The organism is Spiroplasma endosymbiont of Halictus nicosiae, assembly GCF_978018445.1.
On record NZ_OZ389573.1, the window covers coordinates 127,159 to 148,380 of the forward strand.

General features: G+C 25.7%; 22 protein-coding genes and 1 other RNA gene. 15 read left to right on the forward strand and 8 right to left on the reverse strand.

What is annotated here, in order from left to right; all coding sequences use genetic code 4:
• Nucleotides 1–4 precede the first annotated feature (4 nt).
• From ACZ91P_RS00905 to ACZ91P_RS00930, 6 genes are all read right to left on the reverse strand, one after another.
• Complete coding sequence (locus ACZ91P_RS00905; protein ID WP_465157594.1) at nucleotides 5–130, reverse strand: hypothetical protein; 126 nt, start codon at nucleotides 128–130, stop codon at nucleotides 5–7.
• Between the two features lie 62 nt (nucleotides 131–192).
• Entirely contained in the window at nucleotides 193–507 is a 315-nt protein-coding gene (locus tag ACZ91P_RS00910) for a hypothetical protein (protein ID WP_465157595.1), read from the reverse strand.
• 152 nt (nucleotides 508–659) lie between these two features.
• Nucleotides 660–1,259: a hypothetical protein gene (locus tag ACZ91P_RS00915; protein WP_465157596.1), complete on the reverse strand. Its 600-nt coding sequence runs from the start codon at nucleotides 1,257–1,259 to the stop codon at nucleotides 660–662.
• Nucleotides 1,163–1,627: a hypothetical protein gene (locus ACZ91P_RS00920; protein ID WP_465157597.1), complete on the reverse strand. Its 465-nt coding sequence runs from the start codon at nucleotides 1,625–1,627 to the stop codon at nucleotides 1,163–1,165. Before ACZ91P_RS00920 ends, ACZ91P_RS00915 begins: the two co-directional genes overlap by 97 nt.
• 225 nt (nucleotides 1,628–1,852) lie before the next feature.
• Nucleotides 1,853–3,064, reverse strand: a complete 1,212-nt coding sequence (locus tag ACZ91P_RS00925; RefSeq protein ID WP_465157598.1) for a PBSX family phage terminase large subunit — start codon at nucleotides 3,062–3,064, stop codon at nucleotides 1,853–1,855.
• Complete coding sequence (locus ACZ91P_RS00930; RefSeq protein ID WP_465157599.1) at nucleotides 3,057–3,395, reverse strand: hypothetical protein; 339 nt, start codon at nucleotides 3,393–3,395, stop codon at nucleotides 3,057–3,059. The genes ACZ91P_RS00925 and ACZ91P_RS00930 overlap by 8 nt, the downstream gene beginning before the upstream one ends.
• 302 nt (nucleotides 3,396–3,697) lie before the next feature.
• Here ACZ91P_RS00930 and ACZ91P_RS00935 point away from each other — a divergent pair, with 302 nt between their 5' ends.
• The 3 genes from ACZ91P_RS00935 to ACZ91P_RS00945 all read left to right on the forward strand — a co-directional run bounded on the left by ACZ91P_RS00935 (nucleotide 3,698) and on the right by ACZ91P_RS00945 (nucleotide 5,025).
• Complete coding sequence (locus ACZ91P_RS00935) at nucleotides 3,698–3,901, forward strand: hypothetical protein (protein WP_465157600.1); 204 nt, start codon at nucleotides 3,698–3,700, stop codon at nucleotides 3,899–3,901.
• A 255-nt stretch (nucleotides 3,902–4,156) separates the two neighbouring features.
• Entirely contained in the window at nucleotides 4,157–4,441 is a 285-nt protein-coding gene (locus ACZ91P_RS00940; protein ID WP_114565281.1) for an HU family DNA-binding protein, read from the forward strand.
• A 23-nt stretch (nucleotides 4,442–4,464) separates the two neighbouring features.
• A complete protein-coding gene (locus ACZ91P_RS00945) occupies nucleotides 4,465–5,025 on the forward strand; it encodes a DnaD family protein (RefSeq protein ID WP_465157601.1) in 561 nt (186 codons plus the stop codon).
• On the opposite strand, the gene ACZ91P_RS00950 is transcribed toward ACZ91P_RS00945, so the two are convergent.
• The gene (locus ACZ91P_RS00950) at nucleotides 5,000–5,509 is read right to left on the reverse strand and encodes a Holliday junction resolvase RecU (protein WP_465157602.1); all 510 of its coding nucleotides are present in this window, start codon (nucleotides 5,507–5,509) and stop codon (nucleotides 5,000–5,002) included. The genes ACZ91P_RS00945 and ACZ91P_RS00950 overlap by 26 nt on opposite strands.
• Before the next feature lie 69 nt (nucleotides 5,510–5,578).
• On the opposite strand from ACZ91P_RS00950, the gene ACZ91P_RS00955 reads away from it, so the two are divergent.
• The 12 genes from ACZ91P_RS00955 to ACZ91P_RS01010 all read left to right on the forward strand — a co-directional run bounded on the left by ACZ91P_RS00955 (nucleotide 5,579) and on the right by ACZ91P_RS01010 (nucleotide 19,528).
• A complete protein-coding gene (locus tag ACZ91P_RS00955; RefSeq protein WP_465157603.1) occupies nucleotides 5,579–5,905 on the forward strand; it encodes a DivIVA domain-containing protein in 327 nt (108 codons plus the stop codon).
• Nucleotides 5,906–5,951: 46 nt separating this feature from the next.
• An RNA gene (gene rnpB, locus ACZ91P_RS00960) (RNase P RNA component class B) lies at nucleotides 5,952–6,320 on the forward strand.
• Between the two features lie 145 nt (nucleotides 6,321–6,465).
• Entirely contained in the window at nucleotides 6,466–7,392 is a 927-nt protein-coding gene (locus ACZ91P_RS00965; protein ID WP_465157604.1) for a hypothetical protein, read from the forward strand.
• A 101-nt stretch (nucleotides 7,393–7,493) separates the two neighbouring features.
• Nucleotides 7,494–9,401 carry an ABC transporter ATP-binding protein gene (locus ACZ91P_RS00970; protein ID WP_465157605.1) on the forward strand — a complete coding sequence of 636 codons (1,908 nt, stop codon included), beginning with the start codon at nucleotides 7,494–7,496 and terminating at the stop codon, nucleotides 9,399–9,401.
• A 252-nt stretch (nucleotides 9,402–9,653) separates the two neighbouring features.
• Nucleotides 9,654–10,508 carry an alpha/beta fold hydrolase gene (locus ACZ91P_RS00975; protein WP_465157607.1) on the forward strand — a complete coding sequence of 285 codons (855 nt, stop codon included), beginning with the start codon at nucleotides 9,654–9,656 and terminating at the stop codon, nucleotides 10,506–10,508.
• A gap of 145 nt (nucleotides 10,509–10,653) precedes the next feature.
• Nucleotides 10,654–11,556: a hypothetical protein gene (locus ACZ91P_RS00980; protein ID WP_465157608.1), complete on the forward strand. Its 903-nt coding sequence runs from the start codon at nucleotides 10,654–10,656 to the stop codon at nucleotides 11,554–11,556.
• A 75-nt stretch (nucleotides 11,557–11,631) separates the two neighbouring features.
• Nucleotides 11,632–13,824: a hypothetical protein gene (locus ACZ91P_RS00985; protein WP_465157609.1), complete on the forward strand. Its 2,193-nt coding sequence runs from the start codon at nucleotides 11,632–11,634 to the stop codon at nucleotides 13,822–13,824.
• A 22-nt stretch (nucleotides 13,825–13,846) separates the two neighbouring features.
• Entirely contained in the window at nucleotides 13,847–18,211 is a 4,365-nt protein-coding gene (locus ACZ91P_RS00990) for an ABC transporter permease (protein ID WP_465157610.1), read from the forward strand.
• A gap of 140 nt (nucleotides 18,212–18,351) precedes the next feature.
• Entirely contained in the window at nucleotides 18,352–18,507 is a 156-nt protein-coding gene (locus ACZ91P_RS00995) for a hypothetical protein (protein WP_465157611.1), read from the forward strand.
• Between the two features lie 58 nt (nucleotides 18,508–18,565).
• Nucleotides 18,566–18,931, forward strand: coding sequence for a MurR/RpiR family transcriptional regulator (locus tag ACZ91P_RS01000; RefSeq protein ID WP_465157612.1), 366 nt, complete (start codon nucleotides 18,566–18,568; stop codon nucleotides 18,929–18,931).
• Nucleotides 18,932–18,957: 26 nt separating this feature from the next.
• Nucleotides 18,958–19,179: a hypothetical protein gene (locus ACZ91P_RS01005; protein ID WP_465157613.1), complete on the forward strand. Its 222-nt coding sequence runs from the start codon at nucleotides 18,958–18,960 to the stop codon at nucleotides 19,177–19,179.
• A 22-nt stretch (nucleotides 19,180–19,201) separates the two neighbouring features.
• Nucleotides 19,202–19,528 (forward strand): hypothetical protein, encoded by a 327-nt coding sequence (locus ACZ91P_RS01010; protein ID WP_465157614.1) that lies wholly within the window; start codon nucleotides 19,202–19,204, stop codon nucleotides 19,526–19,528.
• 173 nt (nucleotides 19,529–19,701) lie between these two features.
• On the opposite strand, the gene ACZ91P_RS01015 is transcribed toward ACZ91P_RS01010, so the two are convergent.
• On the reverse strand, nucleotides 19,702–21,021 hold the full coding sequence (locus ACZ91P_RS01015; RefSeq protein WP_465157615.1) for an Mbov_0401 family ICE element transposase-like protein: 1,320 nt from the start codon (nucleotides 21,019–21,021) through the stop codon (nucleotides 19,702–19,704).
• Nucleotides 21,022–21,222 lie beyond the last annotated feature (201 nt).

Below are 21,222 nucleotides of genomic sequence, written 5' to 3' on the forward strand. Positions count from 1 at the left end.
AAATTTAATTTCGTGGAATAAATGTAATACTAATAGGGTTATTACTTTTATTTCTAATACCTAATACATTTGGATTAGAAATATCTATTGTTATATTTTTATCATTACCAAAATATTTATAAAACTTCATACTACTATGATTAAGAAAAGATAGTGATAGTTCTGAAAATACTGTTTTTGTAAATCTAATTTTTAATTTAAAATCATTAGTATAATATGCTTGTAAATATATTTCTTTAATTTTATTATCAACTCTATTGAAGAATAATAATGGGTTCTAATTTTATCTGTTAGTTTTAACATACAACAAAATCTTAATGAATTACTTCCTAATAAACCACCAACTTGGTCTTCTGTTTCATTACGAAACATATCATATAAAATATTACCTTTTCCTTTTGTTGTATTACTTCATAAACTATTTTGAATAATTTCATAACTTAAATAATCAATAAAAGTACTTAGTTGTGCTATTTTTGGAATTAATTTAGTATTTTTTTGACTCATTAATTAACTGGTAAACCTAAATCAAAAAATGAAATTATTTTACCTACAATAGGCAAGTTATTAATACTAAATTTAGTAAATTCATTAATATCTCATGGTAATAATGAAATTGATGAATGTGTATAACGATTAGCATTTAAAATATCATGAAATTATGATGATTTTAAAGATGAATAATCAAATGAAGCAACACCAAATGGAACCTTTTTATATTCTGGGTCTTGATAAATAAATTTATGAATTTGTCTAGTATCATATACACCTGATGGCTTAAATTGTAATTCACTATCTCAAAAAGGTATTTTATTTGGATTTGTTTTTCTAGTAGCTTCTAAATTACTTCCTAATACTCCCTCAGCATTTTTCTTTGCTAATGGGTCTGCTAAATTATTAAAAACATTAGTTCATTCACCATATGTTGTTTGATTAACTGGTATTAATCCTTGTAGATTATATAAAACATTAGCAGGGTTGGAATTTGTTAATAATGTATCAGGTATTCCACTTAATTCATCAGAAAATAATAAATCTCGTGGCTGATATACTCTTGTATTAATTTGTCCTGCTTTTACAGGGCGACCAATAATTGTTAAAGATGTAAATGCTGTTAAACCTAATACTTTTAAATCAATTCATTTAACACCAATATCTTTTGCTAATTCAGGATCATAATCAACAACACCATTAATAATTCTTGGAAAAAAATATCCTTCTCCAATTGCTCGATGTTGTATTTTTTGTCATATTGCCATCCCAGATTTAGATAATTGGTCATTAACATTACTAAATGTAATTTTTTGAAATAAAAACTTTTTTTATCAAATGGGTCATAGTAGTCTGCAATATTAGAAATATATAATCATTGAATAGATTGATTATATTCGTAAGTATTAATAGTTTCTTCACCAATATTTTGATTATTACTATTTAAAACAATATATAAATTTAACTCATCATTTTGATTAAATTGTTTTTCAGTAGATAATAAAGTATATTGTCTTTGAGTTGATATGCCTTGAAATACTGGATCAGGTGTACCTTGCGATGAAAAATATGCTCCGCTAGTTGAATTTTGTAAATATGTTTCATACATATCACCACGATTAGTAGGATAATTCATTGGATTAATAATTTTAGTATAAAAATTATCAGCATCTTTAAAATTATTTTCTTTTGTTCCTTTATTAACTTGTTTTAATTTAAATGCATTTCTTCATTGAGCAATAATAGTTGCACATTACCAGTAATTGCTAATGTCAGTATTAGTTTCTTCTAAAATTAAATCATGTGTCATTTTTCCACTAATCATAGCACCAATAAATGCATTAACACGGTCAGCAACTAATTACACACTTTTATCAACTTCTTCAAATCTTAATAATTTACCATACCGATATTTTATTTTTTCACTATTAAGAACATCAATAAATGCTCTACCACCAGCACCATAATCAACATTAATAGTTAAACCACATTTAATAAAGATAGTACTATTTTTTAAACTAGATAAATAAAATTGAATAATATCATTTGCCTGTTCAAAAACATCTTTATATTCCATTGTTGCATTTGAATGAGTATATTTACCTATTTTATGTACTTTTTTTAAAGTTGTATTATATACCCATAAACTAGCACTTGTTTTATGACCATTAGGACTATCTGCTTGTGCATAATCAAGACCAGCCAGTAATTTGTCAAAACTTCATGTTAATTTAATAAATTTAAGATATCTAGCAAATACAGCACCTTTTAATTGTCCAGGCAATCCTCAACTTCATACTCTTGATCTAATTGGGTCTAATTTTTCTAACTCTAATTGATTACGAATTACATCATCATCTAAATAAGTATTAAGTATTCAACTAGAATAATGAATAATAACTGTTTTAGTAAATTTCTTATTCTTTTCATAATAATTAATTTTAAACTTTCCAACTTGATTATATTTTAATCGCATTAATTGTTCATTAAATGGCATTATTTCATTACGATATTTAATAATATATCTTCCTAATGATTTAGGGTTAGATAAATTAATAACAAACTTTCTTTTAGCACCACGAACAGCAAAGGTTAATTCACTAATATCTTCTTTTGTTAACTGGTCTGCTTCTTCTCTTCATTCAATAGCAAATTCATATTTACCTAAATCAGCAAAGACTTTTAACTTTTCTCTTTTAGTAGCAGAATGTAGTCCTTTGCAAATAATATAAGTACCATTATCTAATGTAAAAGAATGTTCTGATAAATTAACTTTATAATTAATATTCATAGCATTAAGAGTATTTTGTATATTTTCAAATACTCCTTTTCTAATATCTTTATTCATTTTTATAACAGCAATAATAAATATTGGTTTATTTACTAATAACGATATAGCACATGATTTACCAATCGGATTATCTTTAATCATAAATGTTTTAGCACTATAACGACTTCCTATTTCATTATATTCATCAGCAGGATTATATTTTTCTTTTCAAGGTGCATTAGGAACATTTTGTTGATAAAATCATCTTGGTATTTCATCAAGATGTAAAAAATGTTTAAGCATCTTTTATCACCTCTTTTATTTTTGGCAAATCAACATTATCAAAATTAATAACAATATTTGCATTATTTATATTTGTATCCTTAACATATTTCTCAACATATATCTTCTTCCCCCCGCCATATTGCTCATTTAATAAAGCCAATTCCAATTCTATTTCTAATTTATTTATCGTATCCTTAATAAAATCAGCAGTTTCTGGATTAACTTTATCTTGTCAATTATCAAGTGGGAGTTTTAAATAGTATAAATATGCTCTTTTATTGCTTAATTTGGTGCCTTTTTGTTCCAAAAATGCTGTAGTTTTGTCAATAATTGTTCTATTTTTGGCCATTTTTTACTCCTTTTTGCATATTAAAATTGCTATTTTTTAAACAATATGATTAAATAAAAAAGTAAAAAACTGTATTAATGTATAAAAGAACTCTCATAAGTTCTTTTTTATTATCTATATTTTACATAAAAAAGACTTTTGCAAGTCTATATTTTTGTAATTTTATAAAACAGGTTAAGAGTAGGAAAATTCTGCCTTTTTAGATTTACAATATTATCTTATCATCATTAAATTTAATCTCAATAATTTACTTTTATTTTTTTATTGTATTATGTAAATATTTTAAGAAAGGGTAGGAAAAAATGAAAAAGTTTAAACATTTAAGTTTTATTGAAAGATGTAATTTAAAAGAAGCGTTAGAATCTGATATTTTTAAGAAAAAAAATGGCACTCTTAATATATCAAAAATAGCAAGATATATAGGTCGTAGTAAAAGTACTATAATTCCATTAATGAACGCTCATGCTAAAATAGCAAGGCCAACTATTGCAAAAAATAGTTTATAAATTTGCTTTCAAGCTAATTTTATTTTTAAAATCATTGATAACTATTTTTCCTTGTTTTTTAGTTTTTTGTAGTAATTTAATATCCTGCATTACTACTATAATATTGTAGCATTGATTATTTTTTAAAATGCTTTATCAAATCAGAAAACTTTATTAAAATAATGTTTTTATTTAAAAAGGTATACATTTTTATAAAAATTGGGTAAGATAATATAAACCTAAATTTATACAAGGTTTATTAGAAGAGGTGTAATTATGTCAAAAAAAGAACTAGCAGCGCAAATTGCCGAAAAATTTACTGATGTGTTATCAAAAACACACGCAGAAGAAATTACAAATTTTGTTTTTGATCATATTAAAAATGCTTTAGTTGCTGGAAAAGAAGTTTCAATTGCAGGATTTGGGAAATTTGCTGTAACTGAAAGAGCAGCAAGAGATGGAAGAAATCCATCAACAGGTGAAACAATTAAAATCCCAGCTTCTAAATCAGCTAAATTTAAAGCAGGTAAACAATTAAAAACTGATTTAAACAATAATTAACAATTAGGAAAGATTTAATTGTTATGTTAAATAGTTTATTTAACAAAGGAAGTATTAATAAGTGACGTTTTTTGTTAAGTCATTATAAATTAATAAATTTGTCAGAAGAACAATTAGTATTAATCATGTTGATTATGAACTGTTCTTCTTCTGATAAAAGGTTTATTACGCCATTAGAAATTGCAAATCATTCTAATTTTAGTGAAGCTCAAGCAAAAAAGATGTTAGATCATTTGAAACAAGCTGGTTTTATTGATATTAAAATGAAAAAAGGTGTTTTAGAAATGGATTTATCTCCAATTTTTAATAAGATAATTATTGCAATTGAAAACCTAGAATTAAATGTTGAAAAAAAGATTTTATTTGAACAAGTAAATCAAATTTTACAGCATCCTTTAAATGAACACGAAAAAGCAACTTTAAATACTTATTTAGAAAATAAAATTTCTGATTTTCAATTAACCCTAATTATTAACAATCATCAAAATGCAAAACTAACTTTTAAAGAATTACTAAAGTTTATTGATAATTATCTTAAAAATAAATCAAAATCATTAACTAAATATAATTGATTAATTGATTAAGAATTGGTTCGAAATCAAGAAAATTAGAAAAAACTAAAAAAAGTTCATGGCCATTTTCAATAAAATATGAAAGTGGTATTTGTTTTGTTGGTATTAATTTTATTCACTCTATTAATTTTTGATATGATAAAATAAAATAACGATCATAATAATGAAAGTAAATAATAATAAAATTAATGCCATAATGATTATGAACTGATGCTAATTGTTGTAATTGATGAGTCTTAAGATTGTTTAAATTAAATTTTTGTTGAGTACTTTCTTTTGCTTCAAATTCAATATAATAACCTTGATAAAGTCCATAATAATCACATCCAGTTTTTGTTTTAAAATAACTTTTTGTGATTAAATGCTGTTGTTTTTCAAGCGGGGTAATATTTACTGGTCGTTTTAAAAAAAGACCAGTATTATTATCAAAATATTTTTGAATAGTATAATTAATTAAAGATTCTAAAAACATGCCACGATTATTGGGTAGATACATTTTTGTTTCCTCCTTCAATAATTAATTATCAAAAAAGGAAGTTTGTTCCTTGCAAATGAGGTGTAAAAAATGAAAACAATTAAATTACGAGCAACGGATATTATTAATAAGGAATTCCAAGTTGATTATCAAGGCTATGATCCAAATGAAGTTGATACATTCTTAGATATGGTTGCGACAGATTATCGAGTTTTTGAAGAAATTACAAATGACTTTAATAAGGAAATCAAGTACTTGCGTCAACAATTAAATGATTTGCAAGATAAAAATGATGTTTTAAGAGCTCAGCTTGATGAAACAAAAGCTCAAAAAGCCCGCTTAGAAGAAGAAGGTTTTTCAAAAGCGGATTTAATAAAGCGTATTCATAACTTAGAAGGAAAAATAAATAACGATTAGATTTATTTAATTAATTTTTAAGATATAGTATAATATACATGAGTTATAACAGAACTAGTTGCTATTAACATCCTGTTAATAGAGGAAACTCCACGCTCGCACAATCTGTGATGATTGTAGTGTTTGTGCTAATTTAATTCATAAAATTAGGCATAAGGTTACTTATGACGGCTGAAAAAAATCCTACGTTATTATTAAATAATATGGAGTTTTTTCTATAAAAGTGCCACAGAAACGAGTTTTTAAAGAAATTTAAAAAATGGAACGGGTAAACCCCACAAGCGAGAAACCTAAATTTTGGTAAGGGAACTTCTTGTTTTGAAGCAGAAAAAACAAGGGGATCAATTTAATAATTGATAGATAAATAACTAGTATTTTATTTCAAAAAATAAAAAACAGAACGTGGGTTATGATGTTGTAACTTTACTAATAAAAATAGATATTAATCTATTTTTATTTTTGTTTAGGTAGTTATAATTTATTTTTATAAAACTAATAATTTAACTTGACTTTTTATAAAAATAAATTTTAATTTTTATAAATAAGAAAGGAAAAAAGAAATGAAAAAAAATACTAACCATGTTTTAACAATGCAAAATGATAAGATTTGAACGCGGATTAAAAAGTCAGTTTTTCATAAGGAATTATATAATCAGAGGTCAATTACGTTTAAAATTGCTGCTTCTGCGATTTTTTTAGCGATGGCCGTTGGATTAAGTTTACTAGAGATTTTTAGTGTTCCAACTCCTTGGGGGGCAACGTTTGGTTTACGATTTTTTGATACTTTAGTAATTATTTATTCAATTGCAATTGTTGGATTAGGATTTGCTTTATTAGAAGGAATTGCATTACCTTGAATTCATAATTTAATTGATGGGTATCATACTTGACTTGAAATGGCATTCTTTATGATTTCTAATATCTTAGTTGTGTTCGTAACTTGATTTGTTTACTATATTTTATTTAATGCTTGTCATAAAATTACTGTTCCAGAAAATGTTGCTGACCATACTATTCATGAATATCATCATGTTAAAAAAGCGCATGACCATCATCATAAAATTGTTAATATTAAATGAGGGAAAAAAATCTTGGCATTTACTATTATAGTGCCAATATGTGCTTTAATTGAAGCAATTTCATTTTTAATTGTTGCAAAGATTTTAGTAAATATGGGTCATACGCATCCAGAAGCTGACCATGCTCATGTTCTACACGATAGCTTGAAGATATTAGATCCGACAGGGAATATAATAAGTAATCCGATTGATTGGTCTAATCAAGTTACTGTTGCGCATGCTGGTCATGATCATGACCACGATAATAGTGGGATGGCATCTATTTTTGAGTCATGACAACATACTTTAATTTTTATCGGAATTTTCTTTGGAATTTTTACCGCTAAATATATTATAAACGCTACTTTATTTTTATTATTAGAACAACGAACAAGACAATTAGTTGATCGATATGGAATATATGTATAAAAACTTTTTTAAAATTTTAAAAAAGTTTTATTTTTTTGATATAATACATTGATAAGAGAGCAAATATTAAGCTCGCATTTTTTTAAAAATGAGGTGAGGTTATGGGGAAAATTAAAGAATTAATTGATATTAATAAAATTGAAAAGAATTTATATTACAATGAATTACATGAAAAAAATCAAGCTCGTAAACAAGAAACGCCATTAGAAATGATGAAACGAATCAAGGCACCTCGAATTGGTTTTTTTAAGTTAGTTGCAATTTATTACCGTCGTTATTTATTACGTTCATTTACAATTTTATTTGCATTAGTACTAAGTTCAACTTCAATTGTTATAATGACTTTTTTAATTAACCAATTAATAAGTGAAATTTTATTTGAATTTGGAGATGATCGAAGTTCAGTCACAACAGGCTTACGATGATATATATGATTAATTATCATTGGTGTTGATTTATTAATTGCCGTAATTACAACAAATATTCGTGAACGAGTAGGTGGAATGCTAGGGCGGAATATTGAAATTGATGTTCGTAATGCGGTATTAAATAATTTAGTTAATTTAAACATTGGTTATTATTCTGAAAAAAAAATTGGAGAAACAATGACTAAATTAATTAATGATACACAAGTTATTGGGGATGAATCACAATTAACCCCAGCTAACTTAATTAGTATTCCAATTATATTTATTGGTAGTGCAATTTCATTATTAAATATTGATTGAAAATTAGCATTGATTTGTTTAGGATCAACAGCATTATTTATGGTTGCTGTCGCAGTAACTTTCCGTTCACAAGCATCAGAAACAGAAAATGTTCGTGCTAAAATTACAGATGTTAATGGAGATGTGACCGATCGAATTGCATCAATTGCGCTAATTAAAGCAACAGGGACAGAAGAATATGAACGTGTTCGTTTTGAACAAATTCATAAAGAATATTACCGTGTTAATCGTCGTTTAAATCGTATTCAAGCACGAATGACAACAATTATTATTTTATGTGCATTAAGTTTAACAGTGATTGTTGTTTTAGCAAGTATTATTTTATATGGTAATAAAGGAGCAGAACATACTAATCGTATTATGAAAATTTTGTCATCCTTTATTACAGGGGTTAATACTTTGGCATTTCCAATTTGAACTTTAGCTGGATTAGTTCCAGGATTAGCACGTGCAACAGCTTCAACAAAACGAATTATTCAATTAATTCGTGTTGATACAACCATTGATCCAAACCGTAATGCGCCTGAGATACAAGAAGTTAAAGGTGATATTATTTTAAAAGATATTGTTTTTGAATACCCTGAAAAACCAGGTGTTATTATTTTGTCTAAAACAACAGTTACATTTGAAAAAGGAAAAAGTTATGCTTTCGTTGGAGAAACTGGAAGTGGTAAATCAACAATTTCAAAATTATTATTACGTTTCTATGATCCAACGAGTGGGGAAGTTATTGTTAATAACACTAATCTAAAAAAATTAAATTTAGCAAGTTATTTAACACATGTTGGTTATGTTGAACAAGAACCAAAAATTTTATTTGGGGATGTAATTTATAATGTTAAATATGGAATGTTTAATGCAACAGATAAAGAAGTAGTTGAAGCTTGTAAAAAAGCCAACCTGCATGATTTAGTAATGGGTTGAAAAGATGGCTATAATACTATTTTAGGAGAACGAGGGTTTATGTTATCAGGTGGACAAAAGCAACGCCTAGTTATTGCCCGAATGATTTTAAAGAACCCACAAATTTTAATCTTAGATGAAGCAACAAGTGCTTTAGATAATATTGTGGAAAAAGAAATTCAAGCTGAATTAGAAAAAATTATGGTTGGTAAAACAACAATTTCAATTGCGCACCGATTAAGTACAATTAAAAATGTTGATCAAATTTTTGTCTTAGGAAAAGGGCAAGGAATTATTCAAAATGGTAAGTATGATGAGTTAATTGCAGTTGATGGTCCATTCCGTGACCTTCATCGTGCTGGTAATCAAGGCAAATAAAAAAGTGTTTATTTTAAACACTTTTTTATTTGCAAATCATAAATTTATTTATAATAGATTAGCTAATATTTTTAGAGTGAGGATTGAGTTATTCAAATGTTTATAGAAATTTATTGTATAATTTACTTATACATTAATTAGGAAGGATAATATTGTAAGAGTAAAAAACTATTTTTATGTTAAATTGAAAGGATGATGAAAATGAAATTTAGAGAATGGAAACATACCTTACGGGATGATGTTGAATTACATATGTATGAATGGAAACCTGATAATGATAAAAACATTAAGGGGATTGTTCAACTAGTTCATGGTAGTGCAGAGCATGCTTTTCGTTATGATGATTTTGCTAAATTTTTAGTAGCAAATGATTATGTTGTCATTGCTGAAGATCATCGTTGGCATGGAAAAACAGCTCTGTCTTCCGAAGATCTTGGTTTCTTTGCCGAAGAAGAAGGGTGAGAAAAAATTATTGATGACTTATATGAAGTAACAACTTATATTAAAAAAAGTTATCCAAACCAACCAATTGTAATGTTTGGTAATTCAATGGGTTCTTTTATGATACGTCATTATGCAATAAAATATGGCACAAATATTGCGGCATTAGTTATTTGCGGGACAGCACATTACTCAAAACGATTGTTAAAATTTTCAGTTAAAATGGCTAAAATTGAGGAAAAAATGAAAGGACCAAAATCAAAGGATAATTTTATTTATAAATTTTATTATGCGCCATTAAATGCTCGTTATAAAAAAGAAGGCAATTTAGGAACTGAATGATTATCAACAGATAAAACAGTTCAAGAAGCTTTTGCAAACGACCCATTAACAGGACAAGTTTTTTCAACAAGTGCTTTAAAAGATATGTTTACAGGATTGTTGTTTATTACAAATAAGAAAAATATTAAAAATACACCAGATAACTTGCCATTACTATTTATTGCAGGTGCTGATGATCCAGTTGGAAAATATGGAAAGATGGTTATGAAGACTGTTGTTTTATATAAAAAGGCAGGAAAAAAGTTAAAGTCAAATTATATCCAAATGCTCGTCATGAGATTTTGAATGAGCCAATTAAAAAGGAGATTTATCAAGATATTTTAAATTTTTATAATAAGAGTCTTTTTGTTTTTAAAAAAGCACCTTATTTTTTAAAAACAAGAGTTAGTATCTTGTTTTTTCTATTTTTTTGCTTTAATATAGTTAGTAAGCAATATCGGATTATATTGAAATTTGTGAGGAGAGAAAAATGAATTTATTACATGAATGATCAAGTTTTAATATCCTAAATTCAATTTCATTTTTCTTTAATCCGTTATTGGAACGTATTGCAATAATTTTTCTTACTAATTTTCTTTTATTCTATTTTGTTTTAAAGATTGTAAAATATTTTTTTACTATTCGCGCTAGAAAAAATGAAGCAAAATCTTTAGTAGCAAAATATTTCTTTAATGCAACTTTTGCTATTAGTGAATTTATTGTGCTTTCAATTTTACAAATCATTCTTTTGCAAATTTATGCAAGTAAAACAGATACTAGTATTTATCTTAGCACTATTTTAGTTATACAATTTTTTATTGCAATTATTATCTTAATAAATAAACAATTTTTAAACTATACTTTAAAATTAGTTATGTTTGTTTTGTTCTCATTGTTGTTTTCATTTTTAATAACAAAGCAATTGTGAAATTGTTTTTATCATATTAATAATAATCATATTTTATCATTATGATTAATAAAAAATATTTCAATTGTTTTTATTATTACATTTTTTTATTTATTTGTTTTAAAAACAACATTTTTACATGATTTTGCTTTCCGAATTTTAACTTTCTTAATTTTAATTAGTAATTTTGAAAATGGCTCAGCAGACTTAAAAATTTTAGATCGTTCATTGTTTTTTAAAATTATTTTAAAAATAATTAAAGTTTTATGTTTATTAGATTTATTTTTTTTAATAAAAACTGCCAAGAAAACAATGAAAAATTTATGACAAATTAATGATGATAATTCAATTCAACTTGTTGCACTTTTATTATTGTTAAATAATATTCGTTTTTTTAATATTAGTGAAAAAAATGGTTTAGAAAATTTACCAAATAAATTCTTAAGAAATGAAATTAATGGTTGAAGAGGGATCCTTCAAGAATAAAATAAGAATTAATTTATTTTACTAATTCAATGATTTAGTTATTTATTAATTATAAAAAGAAAAGAGGGAATAATAATGCGAAAGTTACTTAATATTTTAGCAGCAGCAACGTTAGTAGCAACGCCAGCTCTTACTGCTAGTTGTAAAACTAAGACAAAAGCAGTAGAAGACAAATATAAAGATTCATCAGTTGAAAATTTACCTAATGGACCATTAAAATCAAAAATTTTACAAACAACATTATTTACAAAACTAACAATTGCGAATCGACATGAAATTTTAAATACATATACACCTTCAATGTTACAAATGTTAATGCGACTACCTGATTCATATAAAGATAAGAATAGTAATATTGTTGATATTGATTACTATCGGGGTAAATATTTAAATAAAAATGATGGGATGCCGTTAACAACTTTATCATCAAATTATGATTATATGAATTTATTAGATAATGAATTATATAATACAGAAAAACAAACTAAGAAAAAAATTCCTGATTATTCTGATAAAGACCCGTTGCCAACAATTCCTAATTTAGCAGAAAATAGTAATATGTTAAATTATTGATTTGATGGCGGACCAATGTCAAGTTATTCAACTGCAAAGGAAATTTTACCAACTAAATGTGATGATAACAGAATTAATCAAAAGATTATTGATGCATGTAATAAAGCAATGTTTGAGATGCCACGCGCAATTTATTTTTATAATTTAAATATGGATTATAATTCAGTGGCAACAAAAGATATTAAATTTGATACGAGTACAAATCAGAACTTCCTTATTAATAATCAAAAATTTGAGACAGGAGGTCCATTTAAAACAGCCCAAAAATCAGAAGAACAAGATAAATTAGCAATAATTTTACAGTTAATTTTAATGGCGAATATGTTTACAGACCGTTCACAATCAAAAGCATATATTAATCAATTGAACAAATTTTTAGCTTTATCAAAAGAAAGTGATGGAACATTTATGGGAAGTATTTTAGGAGCTATTTATTATCAGATTTTTGCTTCTCCTAAATTACCTAATGACCCAACAAAAGAAAATGCAAATTATATTTTTGCAAAATTTGGAGTAACAAAAGCGTTGCAACTTTTAGGTAAAGATAATACTGAAAGACAAGCAATTCAACAAAAAATTGATTATTTTTTCACTAAACAATCACAAGTTTTTAGTGATTTATTAGCAGTAAAACCAATGAAACCGGAACTAGACTTAGCTAATCCAGAAGATCAATATAAAAATCGTGATGCAATGTGAAATGGTAAAACACCAAACTTAAAACTAGCTGATTTATTGTTTAAAAAAGATGATTCAACAAAATCTTTGGCTGAATTATTTACTGATTTTGGAGAATATCTTGATGATTTATATACTAAAGCAGATTTAGAACGCCAAAGAGAAGCAAATAATTCAATTAGTAGTTTTTTAACACTTGCTGCTAATAAAGTTACTCCTGGATTTAAAGTAGTATTACAGTCAATGTCAAAAATGATGTTATCAAAATCAGAAGATGGTTTAGGAACCTTAAGTGTTAATGATATTAATCGTTTTGTTGTTGCTTTATCAAAAGGAATCTTACAAAGTGCTAATGCGTTAACAGAAGTTAGCAAGTTGCCATGATCAGAAGCAAGTGACCAAGAACAAAATCAAACAAAAATTGCACAATTATTAACAGGCAGTGATGACCCATCGACACCAGCAAAGAGTTCATTTATGGATTTAGCATTTACATGGTTTAATGATAGTGTGCAACCAGTAAGGGCATTATTAAACAAATTATATTTTGATCCAAATTCAGAAACACGAAAAGATTTATTAGCAATTAATAATGCTTTATATGACTATTCAAATACTTTATTATTAGGAGCAAATTGAAATATTAGCAATGCTAAATTAGAAGAAAATAAATTATCGTATGATATTGAATATCAAGGAACAGGTGATGCTGATGTTGCTGCTAATTTAGATTTACATCAAAAATGATATGCTTCAAAAGCAGACATTAAGACTTATCAAGATTTAAATGCAGCTTATTTAAATGCATTAGGTAATCATGATTTGAATTGATTTATGAAATATGATGGTCTAGGAAATAATTACCAAAAAGTGCATTATAAATATAAAGTAACTTGAATGAATATTAATCCTGGTGATGATAGTCATCAATATTGAGTAATTTCTAATATTCAATGATTTGCAAAAGATAGTAGCGGGCAATGAAAACGTTATTATGATGCAATTGAAAATGATTAAAAGTGGAATATAAGAGCTAAACATGAAAAAAATATTGTTAATGAAACAAGGGATTTTAGGAATAATTAAAGCAAAAGGGCAATTCATTTCTTTGCTTCTTTTGATTTTTATTTGTTCAATTATTACTTCTTGTCTATTTACAACGGTCACTAGTTTACAATCAGCAAATCGACAAATGGGTTATGGTAGTTTTGATTATAATTATTCATTTCATTATTTAGCAATGGATTTTGAAAATTCAAATATGCAAACAATTACTCCAAGTTTTGCTTTTGATACAGAATATGTTTTAGTAGAAAACAATGATAATAAATTAACATATCCAAAAATTACAATTGGTGCAGCAGCGACAGATGTTTTTACTGCATTAAAACCATCTGATATTAATTTTAAATTAACAAATGATAAAATTAATAATTTAACATTAAATTTAACATTACGAACAACTGCGCCAAATTATCAAAACTCATTAATAGCAAAATTACGAGCAATGGGTTATAATGCTTTAGCTGACCAATATTTTAAACTATTTTATACAACACAAATATATAAGAACTTTTTAGGAATTATTACGGACTATATTAATACTAGTTTTTTAAAAAAGCAAAGTAATGCAACGAATGAAGAAATTAAAGTAAGTATTGCTAATTTTATTAATGGAAAAGCAACTTCCGAACAGCGAGCAATTGAACGATGAGATTATAATTTAAAAACAGTTGATAATGATTTTACTAAATTTGATATTCCTGATATTACTTTAACATTGGGGAAACAAGATAATAAAACAGCGGTAACTAATATTTCAGAAAATACTTTATTTGAAAAAGGACTTCGTGGTAGTTTTGGCGTTGCTATTCGTTTTAATGTAATTGATACAAGTGGAAACAAGGAAACACGAATTCAGTATTTAGCACAATCACCGTGGCAATATATTGATAAATTAAATCAAACAGGAATTAATGAAGCCCGAATGGTTATTGGTGATTTATTTAATAAAGTTACTTTTTTTGGTAATTATAGTGAACGAAGTTCTTTTCTTAATTTTGTACAGACTTATTACACAATGTTGGGCGTTGTTAGCAATTTTGATATTGCAATTCGACAAGAAGTTACAACTTGGGATATTGCTAATAATTTAAAATATAAAGTAATTGGTTGACATGATTTATTAAAAGAAGAACAATTAAAGCTTTTTGATAAAGTTAATGAGTGGTCAGGACTATCATTAAATGAATCGACAATTAGCAATTATTATGCTGTTGTTAGTCCTAATTATCTAAAAGTACATCATAAAAATTTGCGTGATAATATCCAAATTGGCGAACGAACATTTTCAATTGGGGCAAGTGGTGGTGATACTTTAAATATTTATCCAACTATTTATGAAACTGATTTTATTCCTGATTTTAAAACGGATGTTGTCATTTATCTATCGTCTTATGGAATGTCTTTATTAGCAGAAGATAATAATAAAGGTTTAATTAGTTTAAAGGATAATTCGCGAGTATTCTTAAAAAGTTTAACAAATAGACCAACCGAGAATTTAGCAATTTTTAAAAAATATTATGCAAATAATCCTAATCAATTAGATTTTTATGCTCAAATGCTAACCAAAAATTCAACACCACTGGGCAATGATCCTTCAATTGGTGCTTTTGAACCAAAAGAAGTAACAAGTTCATTAACACGACGCTATGATTTATTAGCAAAAACAATTAATGTTTACATTTATATTGGCTTATTCTTCATTATTATTTTTGCCATAACATTATTTGCTGTTTCATATATTATTATTAAAGAAATGATTAAACGTGAGTCACCACAAATTGGAATGTTAAAAGCTGCTGGCTATTATTTACGTGAAATTGCATTTTCCTATTGAAGCATTTTAATGGTTAGTATTTTAATTGCAGTACCAACCGGTTGATTAGTTGAAATTACCGCCCAATTATTCGTTATAAAATTATTTAATATGTTTTTTATAATCAATTGAAGTTTTACTTGAAACTGAATGATTTTTCTTTTCCTAATTGGGTTCTTTGTTATTTTCTTATCATTAATTACTTTTATTACTTGTTATTTTTCAATTAATAAAACAGAAGTTTTAAGTTTAATTCATCCAATGCGTGAGTTAAAAGTTAATAATAGTTTAGCTCGTACTGTACGTAGTTTCCATTTTAAAACTTTTGTGGGTAGTTTCCGGATGGTTATTTTATCAACTTCACTAAAACAAGCATTTACTTATTTAGGAATTTTTGCCTTAGTAACATTTACTTTGACTGTCTCATTATTAGCACCAGTCTATGCAAAAAATTTTAATACAAATTATTATAAAAACATTAAATATGGTAGTGAAGTTAAATACAGTAATGTCATAAGTAATAATCCGTTTTCTTATTATAAAACTTATGCATGAAATGGAATTGATAATGTTCCTAAGTCAACTGATCCAATTAAACAAGATTTATATCCCATTGGTGGGATAACACCACTAGCAAATTACTATAGTATTGATAGAGGAGCGATAATTAAACCATTAAAAGCGGTGAAACAAGAGCCAACTGTAGCTGGGATTTTAAAAGATATGTTATCTTATAATTTTGTTACTTTATCAGGAACTAATTTATCATTAGGAATTTTTAATTATTTAAATAACTTAGTAAAAAATTCTTCAGCTGGTGATAGTGTTCGAACTTTAGTATCAGAAATTTTATGTACCGTATTACCAAAAGCATTAGGCATTGGGGCAATTCCATACCCACCATTTACTGACAAGGAAGATTATCCTGCGTTATGAAGAACATGTTTTAGTAAAGCAACAAATGGGATTATCCCAGCTGCAGTTAAAGAAGATTGAAATAAAAATCCGTATCGAGCAAATTATTTTGCATTAGGAATTGGAACAATAAGTTATAATCCAGCAACTGATGATGTTTTTACTAGTTTTGATGGAACATATAATGATAAGCAATTTCCTATTTTTGGAATTAATCCAAATACAAAAATGTTAAAATTATCATCCGCTGAGCGTGCTATTTTAGCAAATAATAATGGTACCGTAATTAATGCAATTGCTAATGTTACTGCATTACATCGTTTAAATCTTAATGTTGGAGAGGAAATTGAATTAACTCCCGAAGTAAAAACATTGCAATATAATACTGGTTACCATGAATGAACAGAATTTACTAACAATAATACAGATTTAAAATATCAAAACTGAAAATATAATTTAAGTGGTAATGCTGTTGGATGAAATGTAAATAATTATCAAAGTTTGTATTCATTAGATAAAAGTTATTTTACTTATAATACAAGTTCACAAACGAAATATTATGTTACTGCTGATCGGAAGAGTGAATATCATAATTTAAATAATGTTGAATTATGAATTCCAACGAATTCGGCGATGGGAGCAATTTGAAGTAAAAAAATAATTACATTGAGTAATGGTCTTCAACGGATTTTATTAAAAGAATTAACAGTTGACGGAAATAAAATTATTCGAAAAGAACGAGTTGATAATAAAGAGTACTGAGTTATTAAACCATATAATTTTAGTTTTGGTGGAACATATAGTGGCGATTTTATTGATGGAATTCCAACAACATGATACCAAGCTGCTGTTGATAATAATTTTATTAAAGCAGCACCATCTTTAACACAAAAGCCAGTTAAAGTTAAAATTGTTAAAAGCATTGCAACTTATGATACACCACGCTTGTTTATTAGTATCAATGATGCTAATCAAATTAATTCATTTCCAATAAATAAAATTGATAATAATTTAAATATAATGCAATGATACAATGGAAAATATACAACTGAATTACAACCATCTGATCAAATTAATCGTTATGCGTTATCATCAACAAATGGTGATTTATCATTAAATAATTTCACGACTTCTTATAACTCATCTGTTTTGACAGCTGATTATGTTGGTATTAAAGCCAAAATTATGAGTCGGATTATTATTGTTACCTTATCAGTTGCTTTAATTTTTATTGTCATTATCATTATGGTTTCTGTTATTACAATATATTTTGCAATTGATCTCTTTATTAAAAAGTTTATTAAAATTATTGCAACAATGAAAGTACAAGGTTATAGTCGTTGAGAAATTAATAATTTAACATTAGGAATTTTTATTCCCTTTGCTGTTGTTGGTTGATTACTGGGATATTTTATCACTTGAGGTTTAGCATGGACAATTACCCAGCGGATTTTAATGTTCTTTAATTTCTATGTTTCAATTGGAACAGGACTAATTACATTACCAATTATCTTAGGAGGAATTATTATTTTATATGTTATCTCGTACTTTATTTCAATGAAAAAAATTAATCAATTAAATATTCAAGAAATTGTTATGATGGAAAGTTAACAGGATTTAATAAAACTATGGTTCTAAACCATAGTTTTATTTTAATTCATTAATAGGTTTTAAAAACAGTAAAAATAGCGTATAGTTAATATTAAGGATTTATTTTAAATAAGATAATTTATTTTTAATGAGGGTTTGAAATGTTTAACTTTACAACAAAACAAAAGTTAGTAATTAATGGTAGTTTATTAGGAATGACTTTATTAGCTTTAATTGGGTTATTATGTTATTTTTTAAAATTGTTAATTCCAGCGATTGTTTTATTATCAATTGCTGGTCTTGTTTTTTTGCGATAATGATTATGTGACTCGTTATGGAACGGCATAATAAGAAAAAGCAAGGAGTTGATGTAATATGACTGAAAATGAAATTATTCGTAAAATTAAAGATATTAGTATAGATACTTATCACGGTTTTTCTTTTATCGCAAAATATATTTTACAAAATTTAATGATTGTTCCTGAAATTACGATTAAGGAAATGGCTGAATGTACTTATACATCAATTGCTACTATTAATCGCTTTACCAAATATTTAAATTTAGATGGATATAAAGAATTAATTCATATTATTAAATATTTTAACCATAACCTGGCTGGTGAAGAAAGCATTATGATTGGTGAAACTAATAATAGTTTAATGTTTAATACGTATAATAATATTATTCGTAGTTTACATGATACATTCCGATTAACATTAAATCAAAAGAGATTGATCTAGATAAATTAAAAGCAACACCAAATGTAATGGGTGTTTTGAAACCATCACCAACAGAGTTACAGATTGTCTTGGGGCCAGGTTTTGTTGCAAATGTTACACAAGCTTTTGGGAAATTAGTTAATGCTAATAAAACTGCTTATAACGAAAATAATGGTACGGATGAATTTGTTAGTGCTGCACAAGCAGCGAAGGCTGTAAAAGGCGAAATGAAAGAAAAACAAAATAAAGTACAAACTTTTTTTTACTAAATTTTCAAAAATATTTTCACCAATGATTATGGGTTTTATTGGGACAGGGATTTTATCGGGAATTGCTGGAATTATGCAATCTGCATATGGTGGCACAATGGATACTAGTCATGCCCCAGCAGCTGCCGTATCTTGATTTAAGGCATTAAACTTAATTCTAGACATTTGAAAAAATGCTTTTATAATTATTGTTGGATGACGAACTTGTGAAGTTTGAGGAGGCAGTGGTGTCTTAGGAGCAATGACTGCTGCAATTTATTCGCCAGTTTTTGTAAGTAGTGTAATTCCAATGCTAGTCGTTGGTGATGCTAATCATGTTAATTATTTAGTTTTTAATAAAATTAAGTAATTAGAAACAAATTAAGTTTCGTTTATGACTAAATGATAACAAAATTTATAAAAAATTCAACTTTTTTAAAAATATAATTTTTAGTTGAAAAAATAATTTATAAAATTATGAATTTTGACATACTAAAAAATACTTTTTAAAGTTATTGCTAATTTTAAAAGGTTTTTTATTTTTTATAAAGATAAAAATTGATTTTGAAATTGATTTAAATTAAATATATTAAATTCAATCTTTTCTTTATTTTTATTAGTTTTATCAACTTTCTCATCATTAATTTGATTATTAAGTCTTAACATAGAAGCAATTAACATATTGATAAATGTTTCTTTACAATATATTTTTGTGCCACGCCCTTTAACAGCCTTAATATAATGCGATACATCACCCTCAACATGACAACCAATATTATATTCTAATGATTGATTTACAATACCTTCTTCATTACTTTTAATTAATTCAATGGTTTCTAATAAAAATATTTTTTTATTACCTTTAACATATGGTAAATGACATATTAAAAAATCTAATAATAATTTATAATTTCCAGTAAAGAAATATATTTTTGCTAATTTATATTTTATTATATGAATTTTGATTCTATTTCGATTTGGGAATAATTGTTTAAATCTATTTGATAAATGAAATTTATCTAAACTATATGATACAGTGTTATTTTTATACTTTGCTTTTACTGCTCTATAAATTTTTTTAATTTGTTTTTCACGATCACTTAATATTAATATTTTAGTATTTTGATTAATATCATAAGTATCCATTGATTTAAAAATTTTATCAATAAAATTATTAATATTAGATTTATTATTTTTATTTTTATGATTTTTATTCATCATTTGAAAAACGCCTTTTTTCTTTTTCATTTTTATTCTGGTTTTTGTTGACTTTTCTTGATCAACATTAACATGCATAGTCGCAAGAAATATTTTATTTTCAATTTTTTTATTTTCTCGCATTGGTTTAAAAGTTCCGTCAATTTGAATATATAAAACATTATTTGGAATTTTAATTTTATTGTTATTTTTATTACTAATGTAATCAGTTTTTTCTAAATCGGCATTTTTAAAAATATTAGATATTGTTCTTTCACTAATATTTGCATTCTCTGTTGTATGTAAAATATCTTTATATCTTTTTCCATCACCTATAAAAGACATATATTTATTTTTTAAATTTATTTCAATTCTTTTGTATTTTTTTAAACCTAATTCTTCATCTAAAGGATAACGATTTATATTTTCTTTTTTTTCTTCATCATATTTAACATATAATCTTCTTTTAATAGGAATATCTCCATATTCTGTTTTAATTGTTTTTGGCAATTTTGATATCACCTTATATCCTTGTAATATTTGTCATTGTTGATATAATTTAACTATCTCATTATCTCTTTCAATCAAGAAATTTTTAGTTTCATTGTTTGTTTCTATTATTTTATCTTTTTTATAATCTTCTAATAAATTTTGTTTTAATTCCATTTTATAATTTCCTTTCATATAAACAAATTATTTTAAAATATGATACTCAATACTTCACATAATCTTTTCAAAAAGGAGGCTATTTAGAAATTCAGGATTTTACCAAAATTAATAACAAAAAACGGATTACTAGTTATAAATATTTAAATAAAAAATATGATTTGAATTTTAGTGACTATAATTTTGGTTTTGATTGAGAAG